This is a genomic window from Corynebacterium sp. HMSC04H06, from assembly GCF_001815935.1.
Lineage (GTDB): Bacteria > Actinomycetota > Actinomycetes > Mycobacteriales > Mycobacteriaceae > Corynebacterium.
In genome coordinates this window covers 1-1,486 of the sequence record NZ_KV823447.1, presented here as the reverse complement: position 1 = coordinate 1,486, position 1,486 = coordinate 1, and the positions used below count along the sequence as shown (strand labels likewise).

The following is a 1,486-nucleotide window of genomic DNA, read 5'->3' as shown; positions in this document are numbered from 1 at the left end:
TGAGGTAGGAACTAAACCCAGGACGCTTCAAGAAACTACTATTCACATTGAAGGTGCGCAAGAGACCCGTGGGTTGAAGACACTTTTCCCGCTGCGTGGTTCCAATGGTGGTAGTGACGTAGCTCCTCGGTGGTTTAACTTGGAACACAATATCGACTAAAAGACGAAGGGGCTAGTCTGTCTGACTAGTTGTGAGTGGCTAGGGGTAGATAAATATCTGCCCCTTCGCTTTTCATTTTTTTTAGTTCCGTAAAATGCTTCGGATCGTAGTCTCTCTCGCCACCAATCCATTCAATCTTATCGTCGGAACCGTAATCTAAATACGGGGCAACAGCATTTCCTGCCAACTGATCTCCCCACCCCGTAACAGCGGTTCTCCCCTCTGATGAGTAGCTTTCACCCGATTCAAGAGTGTGTCGTGGAATCAGCGCAAATTCCATGCCAACATATGCAAGTCCTTGCGCGGATTTAACTGAAAATACGCAATATGCGTACTTGGACGTTTTCCAGGTAGCTCGTACTTCGACATCATCGGGAGACACACAATTTTCTGAGGGAAAATACCTCTTTAGTAAATGGCGTATCTCCTGGTAAAAAATTTCTGAACTCCACGTTTCCGCCATAATTCACACTCCGTATTTCACTAGGCTGCATAACTTTGGTTAAATTGCATGAGTCTTCGCTATGGCTAAAACGGTACACTCTAAGCGAACAGTTTAAGAATTACATCCATCGTGTTTAACTCGCTGTTCGCTAGGGTGGGTTTATGAGTAATGAAACAGAACCGTCACTACCTCTAGACATTCCCGAACAGCCAGAGGTGGTTGCGGGCCAAAAAATTGGTTACGCGCGTGTTAGTTCCAAAGACCAGAATCTCGACCGACAGTTGGCGGCGTTGAAGAAGGAAAAAGTCTTCCGCGTCTTCACCGACACGGTGAGTGGTTCGTCCACCCAGCGCCCCGGCTTAGATGGGGCGCTTAATTATCTTCGTGCCGGCGATCAACTCATTGTGGTGAGTATGGATAGGCTTGCCCGCTCGCTTATCGACCTGCACCGCCTGGTCGATGAACTCACCGAACGCGGAGTATCCGTCAAGTTCCTCAAAGAAGGATAGACCTATTCATTAGATTCCAGTCCGGTGGCCAAGCTCATGCTTGGCCTACTCGGGTCGGTGGCGGAGTTTGAGCGTTCGATTATTCGTGAGCGCCAGGCCGAAGGTATCGCGAAAGCCAAGGCGCGCGGCGTTTATAAGGGGCGTGCGAAAGTCCTCAATGAGGAACAAGTAGCGCAGGCGCGCGGGTGGGTGAGCGCTGGTATTCCGAAAGCGGAGGTTGCCCGCCGACTCGGGATTGGGCGCACCACACTGTATAAGTACCTCAACCAGTAAGGCCTGACGTAACCCGGTCTCTGTGGAGCTGTGGGAGCGCCCCTAACCAGAGCACGGGATTAGCGGCGTGTGACGGTGGGCTTGCAAGGTAGTCCCCAG

1 protein-coding gene and 1 pseudogene are annotated in these 1,486 nt (G+C 50.9%); one reads left to right on the top strand and one right to left on the bottom strand.

Features of this window, described 5'->3' with window-relative positions:
- Positions 1 to 185: 185 nt before the first annotated feature.
- The gene (locus tag HMPREF3067_RS11285) at positions 186 to 623 is read right to left on the bottom strand and encodes a hypothetical protein (protein ID WP_034657654.1); all 438 of its coding nucleotides are present in this window, start codon (positions 621 to 623) and stop codon (positions 186 to 188) included.
- A gap of 143 nt (positions 624 to 766) precedes the next feature.
- Here HMPREF3067_RS11285 and HMPREF3067_RS11105 point away from each other — a divergent pair.
- Positions 767 to 1,387: pseudogene (locus HMPREF3067_RS11105) on the top strand (recombinase family protein).
- The last annotated feature ends 99 nt before the right edge of the window (positions 1,388 to 1,486 follow it).

Coding starts and splice junctions, on each gene's coding strand:
- HMPREF3067_RS11285 (WP_034657654.1), bottom strand. CDS start 623: ATGGCGGAAACGTGGAGTTCAGAAATTTTTTACCAGGAGATACGCCAT.